19 protein-coding genes and 1 tRNA gene are annotated in these 17,741 nt (G+C 65.1%); 5 read left to right on the forward strand and 15 right to left on the reverse strand.

All coding sequences use genetic code 11. The features are described 5' to 3' along the window. The first annotated feature begins 10 nt into the window (after positions 1 to 10). Positions 11 to 775 carry an SDR family oxidoreductase gene (locus BLQ71_RS22935; RefSeq protein ID WP_074623386.1) on the forward strand — a complete coding sequence of 255 codons (765 nt, stop codon included), beginning with the start codon at positions 11 to 13 and terminating at the stop codon, positions 773 to 775. 2 nt (positions 776 to 777) lie between these two features. Here BLQ71_RS22935 and arsB read toward each other — a convergent pair whose 3' ends face one another. From arsB to BLQ71_RS22970, 7 genes are all read right to left on the reverse strand, one after another. Further along, positions 778 to 1,791: an ACR3 family arsenite efflux transporter gene (gene arsB / locus BLQ71_RS22940; RefSeq protein ID WP_088702489.1), complete on the reverse strand. Its 1,014-nt coding sequence runs from the start codon at positions 1,789 to 1,791 to the stop codon at positions 778 to 780. A gap of 23 nt (positions 1,792 to 1,814) precedes the next feature. Continuing rightward, entirely contained in the window at positions 1,815 to 2,177 is a 363-nt protein-coding gene (locus BLQ71_RS22945) for an ArsR/SmtB family transcription factor (protein ID WP_043147011.1), read from the reverse strand. Between the two features lie 136 nt (positions 2,178 to 2,313). Then, positions 2,314 to 2,390 (reverse strand) — tRNA-Pro (locus BLQ71_RS22950). A gap of 44 nt (positions 2,391 to 2,434) precedes the next feature. Continuing rightward, positions 2,435 to 3,409: a DMT family transporter gene (locus BLQ71_RS22955; protein ID WP_074623388.1), complete on the reverse strand. Its 975-nt coding sequence runs from the start codon at positions 3,407 to 3,409 to the stop codon at positions 2,435 to 2,437. Positions 3,410 to 3,508: 99 nt separating this feature from the next. Further along, entirely contained in the window at positions 3,509 to 3,892 is a 384-nt protein-coding gene (locus BLQ71_RS22960) for a hypothetical protein (RefSeq protein WP_043143862.1), read from the reverse strand. A 71-nt stretch (positions 3,893 to 3,963) separates the two neighbouring features. Further along, entirely contained in the window at positions 3,964 to 5,067 is a 1,104-nt protein-coding gene (gene leuB, locus BLQ71_RS22965; protein WP_043143865.1) for a 3-isopropylmalate dehydrogenase, read from the reverse strand. Positions 5,068 to 5,127: 60 nt separating this feature from the next. Beyond that, a complete protein-coding gene (locus BLQ71_RS22970; protein WP_074623389.1) occupies positions 5,128 to 6,039 on the reverse strand; it encodes a LysR family transcriptional regulator in 912 nt (303 codons plus the stop codon). A gap of 93 nt (positions 6,040 to 6,132) precedes the next feature. Here BLQ71_RS22970 and BLQ71_RS22975 point away from each other — a divergent pair, with 93 nt between their 5' ends. Further along, positions 6,133 to 7,056: a Rossmann-fold NAD(P)-binding domain-containing protein gene (locus BLQ71_RS22975; RefSeq protein WP_074623390.1), complete on the forward strand. Its 924-nt coding sequence runs from the start codon at positions 6,133 to 6,135 to the stop codon at positions 7,054 to 7,056. Here BLQ71_RS22975 and BLQ71_RS22980 read toward each other — a convergent pair. The 5 genes from BLQ71_RS22980 to BLQ71_RS23000 form a co-directional block, all read right to left on the reverse strand. Continuing rightward, positions 6,992 to 7,912, reverse strand: a complete 921-nt coding sequence (locus BLQ71_RS22980) for an endonuclease/exonuclease/phosphatase family protein (RefSeq protein ID WP_083342344.1) — start codon at positions 7,910 to 7,912, stop codon at positions 6,992 to 6,994. The genes BLQ71_RS22975 and BLQ71_RS22980 overlap by 65 nt on opposite strands. A gap of 23 nt (positions 7,913 to 7,935) precedes the next feature. Further along, positions 7,936 to 8,757: a hypothetical protein gene (locus BLQ71_RS22985; protein ID WP_074623391.1), complete on the reverse strand. Its 822-nt coding sequence runs from the start codon at positions 8,755 to 8,757 to the stop codon at positions 7,936 to 7,938. Between the two features lie 386 nt (positions 8,758 to 9,143). Further along, positions 9,144 to 9,749 (reverse strand): 3-isopropylmalate dehydratase small subunit, encoded by a 606-nt coding sequence (gene leuD / locus BLQ71_RS22990; protein ID WP_043143873.1) that lies wholly within the window; start codon positions 9,747 to 9,749, stop codon positions 9,144 to 9,146. 12 nt (positions 9,750 to 9,761) lie between these two features. Next, entirely contained in the window at positions 9,762 to 11,180 is a 1,419-nt protein-coding gene (gene leuC / locus BLQ71_RS22995; RefSeq protein ID WP_069211258.1) for a 3-isopropylmalate dehydratase large subunit, read from the reverse strand. Positions 11,181 to 11,432: 252 nt separating this feature from the next. Next, positions 11,433 to 12,353 carry a Hint domain-containing protein gene (locus BLQ71_RS23000; RefSeq protein ID WP_074623392.1) on the reverse strand — a complete coding sequence of 307 codons (921 nt, stop codon included), beginning with the start codon at positions 12,351 to 12,353 and terminating at the stop codon, positions 11,433 to 11,435. 295 nt (positions 12,354 to 12,648) lie between these two features. Here BLQ71_RS23000 and BLQ71_RS27010 point away from each other — a divergent pair, with 295 nt between their 5' ends. Continuing rightward, on the forward strand, positions 12,649 to 12,771 hold the full coding sequence (locus BLQ71_RS27010) for a hypothetical protein (RefSeq protein ID WP_263281699.1): 123 nt from the start codon (positions 12,649 to 12,651) through the stop codon (positions 12,769 to 12,771). A gap of 103 nt (positions 12,772 to 12,874) precedes the next feature. Here BLQ71_RS27010 and BLQ71_RS23005 read toward each other — a convergent pair whose 3' ends face one another. Then, the gene (locus BLQ71_RS23005; RefSeq protein WP_074623393.1) at positions 12,875 to 13,834 is read right to left on the reverse strand and encodes a PLP-dependent cysteine synthase family protein; all 960 of its coding nucleotides are present in this window, start codon (positions 13,832 to 13,834) and stop codon (positions 12,875 to 12,877) included. A gap of 112 nt (positions 13,835 to 13,946) precedes the next feature. Between BLQ71_RS23005 and BLQ71_RS23010 the strand changes: the two genes are divergently transcribed. After that, positions 13,947 to 15,287, forward strand: coding sequence for a mechanosensitive ion channel family protein (locus BLQ71_RS23010; RefSeq protein WP_074623394.1), 1,341 nt, complete (start codon positions 13,947 to 13,949; stop codon positions 15,285 to 15,287). A 21-nt stretch (positions 15,288 to 15,308) separates the two neighbouring features. Here BLQ71_RS23010 and BLQ71_RS23015 read toward each other — a convergent pair whose 3' ends face one another. Then, the gene (locus BLQ71_RS23015; protein WP_043143882.1) at positions 15,309 to 15,617 is read right to left on the reverse strand and encodes an EthD family reductase; all 309 of its coding nucleotides are present in this window, start codon (positions 15,615 to 15,617) and stop codon (positions 15,309 to 15,311) included. A gap of 132 nt (positions 15,618 to 15,749) precedes the next feature. On the opposite strand from BLQ71_RS23015, the gene BLQ71_RS23020 reads away from it, so the two are divergent. Beyond that, the gene (locus BLQ71_RS23020) at positions 15,750 to 16,928 is read left to right on the forward strand and encodes an acetyl-CoA C-acyltransferase family protein (RefSeq protein WP_074623395.1); all 1,179 of its coding nucleotides are present in this window, start codon (positions 15,750 to 15,752) and stop codon (positions 16,926 to 16,928) included. Between the two features lie 87 nt (positions 16,929 to 17,015). On the opposite strand, the gene hemA is transcribed toward BLQ71_RS23020, so the two are convergent. After that, positions 17,016 to 17,741, reverse strand: a 726-nt coding sequence (hemA, locus tag BLQ71_RS23025; protein WP_074623396.1) for a 5-aminolevulinate synthase, incomplete at its 5' end; no start/stop codon positions are given.

The raw sequence follows: 17,741 nt of genomic DNA on the forward strand, positions 1-17,741 counted from the left end.
AGGAGACCCAATGTCCCAGCTTTTCTCGCTTGCCGACCGACGCGCGCTTGTCACCGGATCTTCGCAGGGGATCGGATATGCCCTTGCGCGCGGCCTGGCCGAGGCCGGGGCCAAGATCGTCCTGAACGGGCGCGACGCGGGCAAGCTGGCCAAGGCCGCCGAGAGCCTGCGCGGCACCGGCGCAACGGTCCATGAACTTGCCTTCGATGCCACAGATCATGATGCCGTGCGCAAGGCCATCGACGGGTTTGAGGCCGCGCATGGCGCCATCGACATCCTGGTGAACAATGCGGGCATGCAGTACCGCACCCCGCTGGAGGACTTCCCGGCCGAGATGTTCGAAAAGCTGCTGCAGACCAATGTCGCCAGCGTCTTTCACGTCGGCCAGGCCTGCGCGCGCCACATGATCGGGCGCGGACGTGGCAAGATCATCAACATCGCCTCGGTCCAGACCGCGCTGGCCCGCCCGGGCATCGCGCCCTACACCACGACCAAGGGCGCCGTCGGCAACCTTACCAAGGGCATGGCGACCGACTGGGCCCGCCACGGGCTGCAATGCAACGCCATCGCGCCGGGTTATTTCGACACGCCGCTGAACGAGGCGCTGGTCAACGATCCCGAGTTCTCCGCCTGGCTGGAAAAACGCACCCCCGCGGGCCGCTGGGGCAAGGTCGAGGAACTGGTGGGCGCCTGTGTCTTCCTGTCCTCGGATGCCTCCAGCTTTGTCAACGGGCACACGCTGTATGTCGATGGCGGCATCACCGCCTCGATCTAGGTTCAGGCTGCGGGGAACCGCGCGCGCGTGCGGTTGGCAAAGGCCACCAGAGACAACATCACCGGCACCTCGACCAGCACGCCGACGACCGTCGCCAGCGCAGCGCCCGAATTGAGGCCAAAGAGGCTGATGGCGACGGCCACGGCGAGTTCGAAGAAGTTCGACGTACCGATCATCGCGCAGGGTGCCGCAATCCGGTGCGGCACTTTCAGCGCATAGGCCGCGCCATAGGCCAGCGCGAAGATGCCATAGCTCTGCACAAGGATCGGCACGGCAATCAGGACGATGACCAGCGGCCGGGCCAGGATCACCTCTCCTTGCAGGCCAAAGAGAATGGCGACCGTGGCGATCAGCCCAACGACCGACCAGGGTTTGACCCTTGCGGTGAACCTCTCGACCGCTTTCTGGCTGCCCAATGCCCGCCGGGTCAGCAGGCCCGCGATCAGCGGCAAGACCACGTAAAGCACCGTTGCCAGAACCAGCGTTTCCCAGGGCACGGAAATCTCTGTCACGCCCAGCAGGAAGGCGACGATAGGCGCAAAGGCAAAGACCATGATGATGTCGTTCACCGACACCTGCACCAGCGTGTAGGTCGCATCGCCCCGGGTCAGCTGCGACCAGACAAAGACCATCGCGGTACAGGGCGCCGCCCCCAGCAGGATCAGACCGGCGGTGTATTGCGCGGCATCCTCGGGCGCGATCCAAGGGGCAAAGACATGGTCGAAGAACAGAACCGCCATCAGCGCCATCGTGAAGGGCTTGATCAGCCAGTTGACCGCCAGCGTCACGATCAGCCCCTTTGGTTGTCGCGCCACGCCGGAAATTGCGCCGAAGTCCACGCCGACCATCATCGGGTAGACCATTGCCCAGATCAGCACCGCCACAACCAGGTTGATGCTTGCGACCTCGGCCGCCGCGATGGCCTGCACCAGACCGGGCGCCATCACGCCGATGCCCAGGCCCACCAGCATGGCCAGCGACACCCAGAGGCTGAGATAGCGTTCAAAGGTGCCCATCGCGGGATCCGCGGTTGTTTCGGTCATTGGTCAGGCTCCATGTCGGCTGGCGCCGTCGGCGCACAGGTGATCCGGTCCAGGATCGGTTGGCAGAGGTCGGGCCGACCGCCGCAGCAGTCCTGCATCAGGAAGGACAACAGACCGCGCATCGCATCGAAATTCGCGAAATAGCGCACCGACCGCCCCTCGCGCAGGGACCGCACAAGCCCCGCCCCGGACAGGATGTTGAGATTGTTGGACAGGGTGTTGGGTCGGATGTTCAACCGGTCCGCGATCTGGCCCGCGGTCACGCCATCAGGCCCGGCGTTGACCAGCAGGCGGAACACGTCGATCCGCGCGTCATGCGCCAGGGCGGACAGCGTCGCAATTGCATCCATCTTTTCCATATTTCATGTATATTCGAATTAATGGTGATCGCAAGGGGTCGCCAGCGGGCCTGCCGCCTGGCGGCGGGATGCCGCGTCGCGCTCGCCCGAAACGAAAAGGGGCCCACGAGGGCCCCGATAAACTGGATGGTCATATTGGTCGGAGTGAGAGGATTCGAACCTCCGGCCCCTGCCTCCCGAAGACAGTGCTCTACCAGGCTGAGCTACACTCCGACCGTGGCGGGCGGGATAGCCCAGCGCCGGGGCTTTGGCAAGGCTCAATCGTGCGCTTGCCGCGGGTCTTTCGCGCGCGGCGTCCGGTCTTTCCTGAAAAACCGCACACGGGGCACGATCCCGGTCTCGAACCGAGTCCGGGACCGCAGCACCGGACGGTTGGTCGAGGATTTTCCGCCTTCGCGCAGCACGATGTAGGTGCCGCTGGCGATGATGATTCCCGCGCCCGCTGCCGTCCAGGTGTCGGGGTATTCGTTGAAGAAGACCGCCCCTGTGAAAACCGCCCAGAGGATCTGCGAATACTGCATCGGGGCGACGACCACGGCCTCGCCCGTCTTGTAGGCCATGATGACCAGCGCCGAGGCTGCAAACGCCATGACGGACATCAACGCCAGCCCGCCCAGTTCGAGCGCCGGCATCGGCTTGTAGACAAAGGGCAGCGCCGCGCCCATGACGATGAAATTCGTCAGGATCGGATAAAGCAGCATGACGACGCTGCGTTCGTCTTGGCCGATCTTGCGCACGATGATCGAGGCCAGGGAGCTGGCAAAGGCGGCAACCAGCGCCGCCAGGTGCCCCAAGCTCAGCTCTGTTCCGCCGGGGCGCAGCACCACCAGAACGCCGCAGAGACCGACGACCACCGCAATACCGCGACGCAGACCCACCTGTTCGCCCAGGATGGGAATCGCCAGCAGGGTGATCAGCAGGGGGGCGGCAAAGAGAATCGCATAGACCTGTGCCAACGGCAGAACGGAAAAGGCATAAAAGGCCGACAGACCCGTGATGACAGCAGACAGAGTCCGCACCATCAGCCACCAGGGATGCACCGGCCGCAAAGTGCCGGGCTGCGATTCGCGGATCAGGATCAGCGTCAGCAGCGGAAAGGAAAACAACCCGCTGAAAAAGACGATCTGCACCGGGCTGTAACTGGCCCCCAGCCACTTCACGATCACGTCGTGAAGCGAGAACACCCCGAAAGCGAGCAGCGCCAAAAGGGCGCCTTTGGCGTTGTGAGACATCCGGAATCCATAAAGCTGAGTCGGTTGGCGCCGCTTGTTAACGCTATCACAGGATGATTGTGGCTGGAACGCAAGGGGGATGGGCGCAACTTTGCCCGGTCAGGGGCAGGGCTGGTCCGTCCAGTCATCGGTGTTGCCCCGCCAACAGCGTTGACGATGACCAAAGGCAACAAGCTGCCAGCCTCCATCAGCGCGGAGGAACTCGAACCGGCGTTGAAGGGCACGGGTCGAATCGTCGGCCAGACCGTCCTCCGTGACCTCGATAACCAGCCGCCCGTCCGTGATCCCTGCGGTCAGGTCCAACCGGGGCAGGCCCTCGCCTTCACCCGGAAACCCAAGGACCAGGTCCTGGACAAGGGACATCGGCATGTCCGTCACCTGCGCCGATGGCACACGGAAATCGGAATAGCCGGGCAGGATCTGGACCTCCTCGGCGACGAGGGGCGACGCAAGGAGGCAGGTGATCAGGGCGGGACGCAACATGGGCAGAAACCTTTCGGGCCGGACAGGGTGATCCTGTCCGGCCCGGGCATCCCTGTCGAGACGGGATTTTCTTACAGCGAGGCGTCCAGCGCGGCAACGATGGCGTCACCCATCTGGCTGGTCGAAACCGGATCGACGCCTTCTTCGCCCAGCAGGTCCGCGGTGCGCGCACCGTCGGCCAGCACTTTTTCCACGGCCTGTTCCAGGCGGGTGGCCTCGTCGCCAAGGTCAAAGCTGTAGCGCAGCGCCATCGCGAACGACAGGATGCAGGCAATCGGGTTCGCCTTGCCCTGGCCCGCAATGTCGGGCGCCGAGCCGTGCACCGGCTCGTACAGCGCCTTGGGACGGCCATTCGCCATCGGCGCGCCAAGGCTGGCCGAGGGCAACATGCCAAGGCTGCCGGTCAGCATGGCAGCGGCATCGGACAGCAAGTCGCCGAACAGGTTGTCGGTCACGATGACGTCGAACTGCTTGGGCCAGCGGCACAGCTGCATGGCGCCCGCATCGGCGTACATGTGGCTCAACTCGACCTCGGGGTAATCCTTGCCGACCTCGGTCACCACCTCGCGCCAGAGCACGCCGGATTCCATGACGTTGGCCTTTTCCATCGAGCACAGCTTCTTGTCGCGCTTCATGGCCAGTTCGAACGCAGAGCGCGCCACGCGGTCGATCTCCGACTCGGTGTAGCGTTGGGTGTTGATGCCCACACGCTCGTTGCCTTCTTCGATGATGCCGCGCGGCTCGCCGAAATAGATGCCCGAGGTCAGCTCGCGCACGATCATGATGTCCAGGCCGGCGACCACATCCTTTTTCAGCGACGAGAAATCCGCCAACGCGTCAAAGCACTGGGCCGGGCGCAGGTTGGCATAGAGGTCCATTTCCTTGCGCAGGCGCAAAAGGCCACGCTCGGGCTTCACGCTGAAATCCAGCACGTCGTATTTCGGGCCGCCGACGGCGCCCAGAAGGACCGCGTCCACTTCTTGTGCCTTGGCCATCGTGTCATCGTGCAGCGGTGTGCCGTGCGCGTCGTAGGCCGCGCCGCCCACCAGGTCCTCGGACACATCAAAGGCCAGGTCGCGCTTTGCGCCGTACCAGTCGATGACCTTGCGGACCTCGGCCATGACCTCGGGGCCGATGCCGTCGCCCGGCAGGATGAGAAGCGAAGGGTTGGACATGGTCGGGCTCTCCTATTCGTGACGTCAGGCCCCTAGCGCGCGGGGGCAGTCTGGTCAATATCACCCCGCCTGTTGCGGCCCCACATGGGCCGACAGCCCTTCGGCCAGCGCGTCCCAGACCCGGCGGATGCGCGGCGTGTGCCGAACCGCCTCATGCGCCGCCAGCCAGAGCGGCAGCGTCGGCAGCGGGATCTGTGGCAGCACCCGCTCCACCAGCCGTTCGGCATCGCCAATGTTGCGCTGGGCAAAGCCGATGCCGCAGCCCGCCTTTATCAACTCCCAGTAGACGGGGTGATGATCGGTGCGGGTGGCGAACCAGTCCCGCTGTGCCTCCACGCCCATCTCGCGCATGCCGCGCAGGATCAGGTCAGAGCGGTCATACCCGACCAGATCATGGTTCAGGAACGCCTCGAAAGTCTCCGGCCGCCCCCGGCGCGCGATGTAGGATTTCGCCCCGTAGAGCCCCAATTCCAGTTCGCCCAGGTGACGCGTGACGATGTCCAGCTGTTCGCTGCGATACATCCGCACGGCGATATCGGCCTCGCGGTACAAAAGGTTCTCGGACCGGTCCGTGGGCACCAGGTCGATACTGATCTCCGGCTCTTCCTCGCGCAGTTTCGCAAGGATCGGCGGCAGGTGGTATTGCGCGGTAAAGACGCTGGCTGTGACGCGCACGGGGCCTGAGAGCGTCTCTGCCCGGCCCGCAGCGGCCAGGCTCAGCCCCCGCATGCCCTCGGCCATGCGCTGCGCATGGGGCAGCAGGTCGGCGCCCGCCTCGCTGAGCGCCAGTCCGCGCGGCTGGCGGCGGAACAGCTCCAACCCCAGTGTGGTCTCGATCTGGCGGACCTGCCGTCCGGCGGTCGGTTGCGAGATTCCCAGACGCCGCGCCGCCTCTGACAGTGATCCGGTTTCGGCCACGGTCAGGAAGGTCTGGACCAGCGACCAGTCAAGCTTGGTGACGATTGTATCCATTCATTCATGAATACATGAGCTGCGCATTCTGGCAATTCCTCGAATCTGATGAATGGGGCACACTTGGGGGCAAGTGAGATGGAGGATGGTCAGATGACGGGCAATGTGCTGATCCTGGGCGGCAGCGGGCGGTTCGGACGCAACGCGGCAGAGGCCTTCTGGAACGCGGGTTGGCGGGTTGTGCTGTTCGACCGCGAACAGGACGACCTGGCGCAAGCGGCACAGGGGATGGATATTATCGTGAACGGCTGGAACCCGGCCTACACGGACTGGGCCACGCAGATACCACGCCTGACCGAACAGGTAATCGCGGCGGCGCGCACTTCTGGCGCGACGGTTATCCTGCCCGGCAACGTCTATGTCTTCGGCAAGGAGGCGCCGGAGGGGTTTGGGCCCGAAGTCGCCCACGCGGCCCGGAACCCCCTTGGCCGCGTGCGGATCGAGATGGAGCAGACCTACCGCGATGCGGGTATCCCCGTGATCCTTTTGCGAGCCGGGGACTTCCTGGATACCGCGGCCTCCGGCAACTGGTTCGACCTGCAGATGGCGCCCTCGCTTAAGAAGGGCGTGCTGACCTATCCCGGCGACCCGGATGTGCCGCATGCCTGGGCCTTCCTGCCCGACATGGCGCGCGCCGCAGTGGCCCTGGCGGAACGGCGCGAGATACTGCCGCGATTCACGGAGGTGAACTTTCCCGGCTACACGCTGACCGGGCAGGACATGGCCAGGCAGATCGGCGAGATCCTGGGACGCGGGGTGAGGGTCAAGCGCATGGCCTGGTGGCCCCTCCGCCTGGCCGCGCCGGTCTGGCCCTTGGGGGCGAAACTGGTCGAGATGCGCTACCTCTGGGACAAGCCGCACCGCCTGACACATGAAAGTTTCGACGCGCTCCTGCCGGGTTTTCGGGAAACCCCGGTGGACGAGGCACTGGCCGCCGCCGTGGCGCCAGTGCTCAAGGCAGGGTCAGATCGACCCAGACGAGACCATGCGGCCCAAGATCCGGCGACGGCGGCGTGACTCCGCTGTCGCCGACAGACAGCGCCCGGTCTGGCAGGACATAACTCACCCGCATCGGCCCGGTGCTGTCCCAGGTCACGGTCTCCGCACCCGGCATCGGATCCTGCAGACGCCCATGTTCCAGCACTCGGCGCGCGGCGTCATGCAGCCCGTTGCCGCGAGCGGGATCAAGGTTGAGATTGCCGATCACGACGACGGGCGTATCGGGCGAAGTACCGATCTTTTCATCAAGGACATGGGTCCAAAGCAGAACCTCATCCCGGTTGCGGCGCCCGTTGCGATCCTCGGGGCCGTCGAAAACCGGCGGTGTGGCCGCAAGCGTCAGCAGCGTCAGCCCCCCGCCCGGCGTTGCCACGCGCAATGCCCAATGCGCGGAACTGGAAAGGCGCTGCACATCGTGTGCCGGGTCGTCAGAGGCAATCGCGCTGTCCGGAACGTCCTTCCACAACAGCGCGGAGTGATCGACCCACAGGTCCACCGGATAGCGCGACAGAAGTGCCATACCGCCCTGCCCCGCGAACCAGCCAAAGCCCTGCGCATCGCGCGGACCGCCACGATAGCCGTCCCCGTCGATGTCCAGCCCGGTCGCCATTCCGGTATTGGGCCGCAAGGCAAAGAGATACGGATAGTGCAGGCCCTGGTCAGCCAGATGGCTGTTCAGCTTTCCCAACGCGACCAGACCGGCGTCATAGTCGATGTCGGTCAACAGCAGGACGTCAGGCCCGACCGAGATGATCGGCCCGAGGTCCGGCGGCGCCTTTTCCAGGTCGGCCAGCATCAGCCCCGGCCCCTTGCGGCTGAAATCACCGTGCCAGGTGGCCAGGCGCACCGGGTCGGCACAGGCCGCCCAGGCCACGAGAACGTAGCTGAGAAAGAGGATCAGACCGCCTGCAGGTCCGCCTGCGCGTAGGCGCGGCGGCGCTTTTCCTCGATCAGGTCGGCAATGCGCATCAGCGCCACCCCCCTCATGATCAAGCTTGCCGGCAGAAAGGCCCATGCGCTCATCGTCCAGATCAGTGTTTGCGGTTCGGCCCAGGACAAGGACGTCGCATGAACCCCGGCGGCCTTCAGCAGCGCCGGAATCAAGAATGGCAGCAGGAACCCTAAGGCTACGTTAACGTGGCTGTCCCGGCGCAGGCGCCGCAGGATGTCACCACCTGCGGTAGGGTCGTAGAGCGGCAGGTTGATCCAGAAATTGAAGGCACCCCGCCCCAGCGGCCAATCCAGGATCCGCACCAGCGCCACGAACAACAGGATCGTGACAAGGGAAATGACATAGGCCAGGCCTGCCAGCGGACGGATCTCTTCGACCATCGCCTCTCCGGGTACGGCCAGCAGCATCAGGTGCACGGGCGAAAAGGAGAAATCCATCGCCTCACCGATCATGCGGCCAAAACCGATCAGACCGTCCGTCAGGGGGGTCGACAGCACCGCGCCCCGGCAGATCAGCGTCAACAGGATCACTGTCAGCGCAAGCGAGAAGAAACGGATGCGGTTGAACGGCGGGGCCGAACGGAACTCGATCAGCGAGGGCGCGTCGGCAAGGTATTCGACAAGGGTCAGGATGGCGGCAACGAGGCCGATCAGGGCGATCATCTGGGTGGTCTCGGCACGGGTTCCCGGCATCAGCAGCGCAGGAGTCGCCACAAGCAATGCAACAAGGAATGCCCGCGCCCCGGCGGCCACCATTCGCGTGATCACAGTTCTGCCCTTTCGTTCCGGACGGGAGCGATACGATGCCGCGCCCTTGTTCCATCCCGAGCCCGCACTTTACGGCGGGTTGCCTCAATCTTGCCCAAGTTTTGCCCCTTTTGCCCAGATCGCTCAAGCATTCAAGGGAGGCTTGCTCAGATTCATGGCCCTTTCGGGGAGGTACTGGTGCGGGATTGCATCAATTCCAAGGCACGAAAAAGGCGCGTGAAGAACGCGCCGCAATATCTTGGGGGAAAAGAAAAATCCGCCACAAGAGGACTGCCCGAAAATCGGGCCATCCGTTAACCCGGCATTAGCGAGTGTGGCGATCACGACCCCTGGCGGCGCCGGAAACGCCCCCGCCGCGGGCTGCGGCAGGGGCGAGTCTCATTGGATCAGACCCAGGGGCGCGCCTGAGCGGCCTGCGCCTCGAAGGCATCAATGGCCGGCGCCTTTTCCATCGACAGGCCGATGTCATCGAGGCCTTCGAGCAGGCAGTGCTTCTTGAACGGGTCGATTTCGAAGCTGAAGCTCTCGCCGTCCGAGGTGGTGACGGTCTGCGCCTCGAGGTCGACGATCATCCGCGCGTTGGAGCCTTTTTCGGCGTCCTTCATCAGCACGTCCACCGCCTCTTGCGGCAGCTTGATCGGCAGCAGCCCGTTCTTGAAGCAGTTGTTGTAGAAGATGTCGGCAAAGGAGGTCGAGATGATCGCCTTGATACCGAAATCTTTCAGCGCCCAGGGCGCGTGTTCCCGCGACGATCCGCAACCGAAGTTGTCGCCCGCCACCAGGATCTCGGTCTCGCGGTACTGCGGCTGGTTCAGCACGAAATCGGAAATCTCGTTGCCCTGCCGGTCATAGCGCATCTCGTCGAAGAGGTTCACGCCCAGGCCGGACCGCTTGATGGTCTTCAGAAAGACCTTGGGGATGATCATGTCGGTGTCGATGTTGACCAGCGGCATGGGCGCCGCGATCCCGGTGAGTTTTTCGAACTTGTCCATCGGTCAGACTCCTCAGGCGTTTTCGGTCATCAGCGCGCGTACGTCGGTCAAGTGACCGGTCAGCGCGGCAGCAGCGGCCATCGCGGGCGACACGAGGTGCGTCCGCCCCTTGTAACCCTGGCGGCCCTCGAAGTTGCGGTTCGAGGTGGAGGCACAGCGCTCACCCTCGGACAGCTGGTCGGGGTTCATGGCAAGGCACATGGAACAGCCCGCAAGGCGCCATTCGAAACCGGCCTCCTTGAAGATATCGGCCAGGCCTTCTTCCTCGGCCTGGGCGCGGACAAGGCCGGACCCGGGAACGATCATGGCGCGCATGCCGTCCTTGACCTTTTTGCCTTTCACGACCTCGGCGACGGCGCGCAGGTCCTCGATCCGGCCATTGGTGCAGGAACCGATGAACACGGTGTCGATCTGGATGTCGGTCAGCGGCGTGCCGGGCTGGAGGCCCATGTAGTCGAGCGACCGCTGAGCCGCGGCGACCTTGCCGCCCTTGAAGCTGTCGGGCGCGGGCACGACCGCCGAGATCGGCAGCGCGTCCTCGGGCGAGGTGCCCCAGGTCACGGTGGGTTCGATCGACTCGCCCGGGATGGTCAGCACCTTGTCCCAATGCGCGTCATCGTCCGAATAGAGCGTCTTCCACCAGTTGAGCGCGGCCTCCCACTGGGCGCCTTTCGGCGCGTGGGGGCGGCCCTTGACGTAGTCAAAGGTGGTCTCGTCCGGCGCGATCAGGCCGGCGCGGGCACCTCCCTCGATGGCCATGTTGCAGATCGTCATCCGGCCTTCCATCGAGAGGTTGCGGATCGCTTCGCCGCAATACTCGATGACATAGCCAGTGCCGCCGGCGGTGCCGGTTTCGGCGATGATGCGCAGCACGATATCCTTGGCGGTCACGCCCGGCGCCAGCTTGCCGGTGATCTCGACCTTCATGTTCTTGGACTTGGACTGGATCAGCGTCTGGGTGGCGAGGACGTGTTCGACCTCGGAGGTGCCGATACCATGCGCCAGCGCGCCGAATGCGCCATGCGTGGCGGTGTGGCTGTCGCCGCAAACGACGGTCATGCCCGGCAGGGTCCAGCCCTGTTCGGGGCCGACGATGTGCACAATGCCCTGGCGGATGTCCGACACCGGGTAATAGTGAATGCCGAACTCCTTGGCGTTGGTGTCCAGCGCGGCCACCTGGATGCGGCTGTCCTCGGGCATCTGGTCGGGGTTGTCGCGGCCCTCGGTGGTGGGCACGTTGTGATCCGGGACGGCGATGGTCTTGTCCGGCGCGCGCACGGTGCGGCCCGCCATGCGCAGCCCTTCGAAGGCCTGCGGGCTGGTCACCTCGTGGACGAGGTGGCGGTCGATGTAGATGAGGCTGGTGCCGTCTGCGTCCTCGTGGACGAGATGGGCATCCCAGATCTTGTCATAAAGCGTCTTGGGGGACATTGGTCCTCTCCCGTTGATTGGCGAATGGCGTGTCGGAAGGGTGGCGCGGGCACGCGCCGGGGATCAGGCGCGCGCCTGTAGCCGGGCCAGCACGGTATGCGTGGCGCCGTAGAAACGTTCGCGCAGGCGCGCGCGGTCTGTCCTGTCGACATGGGGTTTCATGACCCCGCCTGATACAGCCTCGCAAAGATTCCCGCAAGAGAGCGCCGACGCTCGTCGGGACCGCTCTCAATGGGCAGAGCAGGTGCGCCCTCAGGCCACCTGGCCGGGCGCCAGACGGCGCCGCAGCGCCTCGGGCACCTGCCTGGCCGAGGAGATGCGCGGCAAGGACATTTCCGGGATGGCACGGTCCTCGCCGTAAAGCGCGGTGTACTCGGCGTGGTTCGCAAAGGCGCGACGGCCGATGTAGTCGATAAAGGTCTCTGCCGGGGCGCCTTCGGCCAGGATGACCGCGTGTTCCTCGGTCTCGACATGGTAGAGCGTATAGCCCTCGCCCAGGTCCGACAGCGGCACCCAAGTGATACCGGCGCCATTCACCAGTGCGCCCGCGTCGATCAGCATGCCGTCGATCAGCAGGGCATGATCGGCCGTCAGCACCAGATCCCGTTCCGGACAGCCGCCGCCCAGCGCCCCGGCACGGACACGCACGGGCATCAGTCGCTCGGCCGGGCCGAAGCGGGTCGAGACCCGCTGGACGCCGATCCATTTCACCCGCACCACCTCGCCGCTGTGCGAGAGGATCTCTGATCCGATGTGCAGGTCCTCGACCGCCACGCGGCCCGTGGGCGTCGAAATCCCCGTACCTGTCAGGAAACAGGCGGGCATGTTTTCGTTCAGCACGTCGCTGGGATCGATGGAGTTCGGGAATTCGGAATAGGGTACGTTCGCCTCGGTCGAGCCGAGCAGGTAGCCGAACTGGTCCTGGATAAAGTAGAAGTCGCGCCCGCCAAAGGTCACCTTGCCCAGGTAGGTTGCGTCACTGGCGGAGTAGTCGGGGTTGATGACCTCTCCCTGCTCGACTTCCTCGTCGATCGGGCCGCCCTGCTCCTCGTAGATCGAAGAGCCGTAGACCGGGTTGTTGATCGTGTCGCCCTGCTTGTTCCAGCCAGACGGCACGCCGCCGATGGTAAACTGGCTGTAGTAGGTGGCGGACAGAACGGTGAACTGACCCATGAATACTCTTCCTCTCCAATCAATGACCCGCCGTGAAACACGGCTCTCCCGGGTTTGACCGACCCTGTCAGCTTATCCGCAAACTGGCAATGAAAAGCACCAACGGCGAGGATTTGCCGGGCACGGACCCATGACCGTCCCGGGCCGTGGACAAACTGACGCGGCCCCCTTGTGGCATCTCCGGATCTGGCCCATTTTCCGGCGGTTCGCGGGGAAATCCGCGCAAGACTTCCGAAAATCTTGATCCGAGTGACGGGGCAATGCGTACCCGCTACATGAGGAAATGAGGCATCCGATGCGCAGTGCATTGAACATCGTCAACCTTGGCTTGATCGCCGTGCTGATCGTGGCCGCGTTCAGCGTGCAGGCCCGCGTGGAATCAAGCGGGATCACCCCGCTGACCGTGCTGGTGGAATGATGCCGGGACACCGGTCGCCCTGTCGGGCGGACCGGCCTAACGGGTGCCAAAGCCGCGCCGCCCCGAGGGGCGGCGTCATTCGTTAGCAGACATTGACAGGCGATCAGGTCGCGTCCGCCCAGAGGTCGGTCGAAAGGTATTTCAGACCACTGTCGCACAGCACGATCCCGACCGTGCGGCCCCTTTCCGGCCCGCGCAAAAGGTCTGCCGCCGCTGCAAGGTTCGCGCCCGACGAATAGCCGGCGAACAGCCCCTCTGTCCGCGCCAGCAGGCGGGCGTGGTCCCGCGCCTGCTCGCCGCTGACGGTCAGGGTTCCCGACAGCGGCGCGTCACGCAGATGCACCAGGTCCGCCATGCCATAGCCGCCGCCCTGTATCGGGTGGTCCGGATGCCTGGTATCCCCGCCGCCGATGGCCTCGGCGCCCCGGGGTTCGACAGCGTAACAGCGCACGCCCTTGGGGGCGAGAAACCGTGCCGTGCCCGCCAGCGTCCCGCCGGACCCCACGAAATCCGCAAAGACCTCGATCGTGCCGCCCGACTGGTCCCAGAACTCCGGACCGGTGCCGGTTTCATGCGCCGCCGGATTGCCCGGATGGCCGAACTGGTCAGCCCGAAAGGCGTCGCGGTCTCGCGTGATGCGCTGAGTTGCCTCTTCGACCAGCGCCAGGTCCGCACCGGACACCTGCCCCGGAACACCCCCCGGCGCCTGGTCGACCAGCACCACCTCGGCGCCCAACGCCGCCATCATGCGCGCCCGTTCGACCGAATTGCCCCGGCTCATCACCGCGATGAACGGATGCTCGAGGATGCCGCAGACGATGGCCAGCCCGGTGCCCATGTTGCCCGAGGTCAGCTCGACCACCGGCTGCCCGGGTTGCAACGCGCCGCTTTCTCGGGCCGCCTGAATGATGGCGCGGGCCGCCCGGTCCTTCTTGGAAAACCCCGGCAACAGGAAATCGGGCTTGGCCAGGATACGCCCCTCGACCCCCAGCGCCGCGCAGGCACGGGTGAGGTCGATCAGCGGCGTGTTCCCGATGGCGTCAATGGCAGAACTGAGGATCATGGCCGGAAGCTGCGCCGCCCTCCTCGGCAAGTCAAGCAATCCAGAGGGTTGCGCGGTTCCCGCTTTGCAATACTCTTTGAAGTCCCCGAGACCCGCGCCGACGGAAGGTGACATGGACCCACAGGAGACGCTGCCGCTGGACCCCGAGGCGCTGATCGGCCTCTGGGAATTCCTGCTGGCCGAAGGCGAGTTGCTGTGGCGACAGGCCATGCGGCCCTGGACCACCTACCAGATCGGCATCATCCTCGCCGTCTTTCTATTCGCATGGGGACTGCGCGCCCTGATCCGGCCGCGCTATTCCGACTGGCTTCGCAGCCGCGAGAACTGGCCGAAATGGCGGTTGCGGATCGGGCTGATCGTGCAGCGGCGGATGCGGATGATCCTGTTCGTGGCGATGATCTGGGCCGCCTACCTGGTGATGAAGGAACTGACCTGGTCCTACCGTTCGCTCTTGTTGCGGGTGGTGGCGAACCTGTCGACCGCCTGGCTGTTCATCGCCTTCGCGACCCGGCTGATCGCGAACCCTGCGCTTGGCGTCGTGGTGCGCTACGGCGCCTGGACATGGGCCACGCTGTCGATCCTCGGCTGGACCGACGAGGCGGAAAACACGCTGGAATCCATCGCGATCACGATGGGGGAGACGCGGCTGTCGATGTGGCTGATCATCAAGGCCGTGGTGATCATGGCGGTGCTCTTGGCGATGGCCCGGCTGATGGCAGGCGCCTCGGCAGCCTCGATCCGGCGCAACACGGCGATCAGCCCATCGATGCAGGTGCTGGCGGTCAAGGTCCTGCAGGTGATCCTGTTCGGCTCGGCCTTCTTCATCGCGCTGAAATCGGTGGGGGTGGATCTGACCGGCCTGGCGGTGCTGTCGGGCGCCATCGGCGTGGGCCTCGGCTTTGGCCTGCAAAAGGTTGTGTCGAACCTCGTCTCCGGCATCATCATCCTGCTCGACAAGTCGATCAAGCCCGGCGACGTTATCAGCCTGGGCGAGACCTTTGGCTGGATCGAGTCCCTGGGCGCGCGCTATGTCAGCGTGGTCACACGCGATGGCCGGGAATATCTGATCCCGAACGAGGATCTGATCACCGGGCAAGTGGTGAACTGGTCGCATTCCAACGACTTCGTGCGGCTCGACATCCACTTTGGCACCTCCTACCAGGACGATCCGCACGAGGTGCGGCGCATTGCCATCGCCGCCGCGCAAAGCGTGAACCGGGTGCTCAGCCACAAGCCCCCGGTCTGCCACATCATCGGCTTCGGCGATTCCTCGGTGGACTATGTCCTGCGCTTCTGGATCACCGACCCCACGGGCGGGCTGACGAACATCCGGGGCAACGTGTACCTCGCCCTCTGGGACGCCTTCCGGGCCAACGACATCTCGATCCCCTTCCCGCAACGCGAGGTGCGGGTGCTGAAGGATGCAGATCCGGCCGCGCCCGTCATGGACTGACGGACGCGGCCACAGGGTGCTTCAGCCGATGACCTCGCCGATCAGCATCTGCGGCTGGCAATCGGTGAATTTCGGGATGTCATCCAACAGCGGCTGCGCCTTGGCCATTCCCTCTTTCAAGGCGGCCCCGTCCTTGAAGACCAGCGTCGCGATGGCATGAAAGCCCGGCGGCGTATCGGGACCGCCGGACAGGCCCTTGGTGGCAATGGCGGTCTTCATGTAAGGACCCCAGATCTCGGCCACCATCTTGAGATGCGTGTTGACGTAGTAGTCGTAGTCGAAATGGGTGCCTTCCGTCGCCGGATAGAGCACCTGAACGCTGCTGGACATAACACTTCCTCCCTGTTCTCCGTCCGGTTTACCACAGGTGGCGTGCCGTTACGTCTCAATTTGCAAACCCGTCCCGAGGGCTGACAAACCCATGTCGCGCGCGCATAGTCGCCCCAGATCCAGGAGGGGACCATGAGCGAAGATATCGTCATCCTGAGCGGTGCGCGCACCGCCATCGGAACGTTCGGCGGCAGCCTTGCAGGCACGCCGCCCATTGACCTCGGGACAGCGGCGGCAAAGGCCGCGCTGGAACGCGCGGGCGTCGAGGGCGGGCAGATCGGGCACGTCGTGTTCGGCCATGTCATCAACACCGAACCGCGCGACATGTACCTCAGCCGCGTGGCGGCGATGCAGGCGGGCATTCCCGACAGCACCCCGGCGATGAACGTCAACCGGCTCTGCGGGTCCGGCGCGCAGGCCATCGTCTCTGCGGTGCAGTCGCTGCTGCTGGGCGATGCGGATTTCGCGCTGGCCGGCGGAGCCGAGGCGATGTCGCGCTCTCCCTTCGCGATCACCGATCAGCGCTGGGGCGCCAAGATGGGCGACGTCAAGACGCTGGACATGATGCTGGGCGCGCTGAACTGCCCCTTCGGCACCGGCCACATGGGCGTGACAGCCGAAAACGTTGCCTCGGAGCATGACATTTCCCGCGAGGCGCAGGACGCCTTTGCGCTGGAAAGCCAGGAACGCGCCGCCAAGGCCATCGCCGAAGGACGATTCGCCGAGCAGATCGTGCCGGTGCAGGTGCGCAAGAAGCGCGACATGGTGGATTTCGACACCGATGAACATCCCAAGGCCACCACGCTGGAGGCGCTTTCCGGCCTGCGCGCGGTCTTCCAGAAAGACGGCAGCGTGACGGCAGGCAATGCCAGCGGCATCAACGACGGCGCGGCGGCGCTTGTGCTGGCGCGTGCCTCGGCGGCGGAAAACGCCGGCCTGAAACCGCGCGCCCGCGTGCTGGGCTATGCCCATGCCGGTGTGCGCCCCGAGGTCATGGGCATCGGTCCGGTCCCGGCGGTGATGTCCCTGCTCGAGCGTACGGGCCTGGGCGTTGCCGACTTCGACGTGATCGAATCGAACGAGGCCTTTGCCGCGCAGGCCCTGGCGGTGAACAAGGAACTGGGCCTCGACCCGGCGAAGGTGAACCCAAACGGCGGCGCCATCGCCCTTGGCCACCCGGTCGGCGCAACGGGCGCGATCCTCACGGTCAAGGCGCTTTACGAGCTGGAACGCACCGGCGGATCCAAGGCGCTGATCACTATGTGCATCGGCGGCGGTCAAGGCATCGCCTTGGCGATAGAGCGGATCTGACACCGGCCAACGGAGAAAAGAGCGAGGGGCCAGCCCCTCGCGCTCCCCGAGGTATTTTTCAAACCAAAGAAGCAGGTGGCGCGGCGCTCAGGCCACCGCGTGGGCAAGGGCGCATTGTTTCCACAATACGGTGAGGGCCTCGACCAGGTGGTCGATGTCGGCGTCCGAATGCAGCGGTCCCGGGGTAAAGCGCAGGCGCTCGGTGCCCTTGGGTACGGTCGGATAGTTGATCGGCTGCACGTAGATCCCCCAGTCGCGCATCAGGATGTCCGCCAGCATCCGGCATTTCACCGGGTCCTTGATCATCACCGGGATGATGTGGCTGTCATTGGCCAGGTGCGGGATGCCCCGCCGGTCCAGCGACGCGCGCAGGCGCGCCACCTGCCGGCGTTGCTGCCGGCGCTCGGCGTCGGAGACCTTCAGATGCGCGATCGAGGCCTGGGCCGCGGCCGCCACCGCCGGCGGCAGCGCGGTGGTGAATATGAACCCCGAGGCAAAGCTGCGGATGAAATCGCAGAGCGCCCGCGAGCCCGAGACATAGCCGCCCATGCAGCCATAGGCCTTGCCCAGCGTGCCCTCGATCAGGGTGATCCGGTCGGCCAGGCCGCGGGCCTCGGCGATGCCGCCGCCGCGCGGACCGTAAAGCCCCACGGCGTGCACCTCGTCGAGATAGGTCATGGCGCCGTGGCGTTCCGCCACCTCGACGATCTCGGCCATCGGGCAGATGTCGCCATCCATCGAGTAGACGGATTCGAAGGCGACGATCTTGGGCGCGTTGGCGGGCAGCGCCGCCAGCTTGCGGTCCAGGTCCTC

Source organism: Antarctobacter albus (assembly GCF_900101505.1).
Classification (GTDB): Bacteria; Pseudomonadota; Alphaproteobacteria; order Rhodobacterales; family Rhodobacteraceae; genus Antarctobacter; species Antarctobacter albus.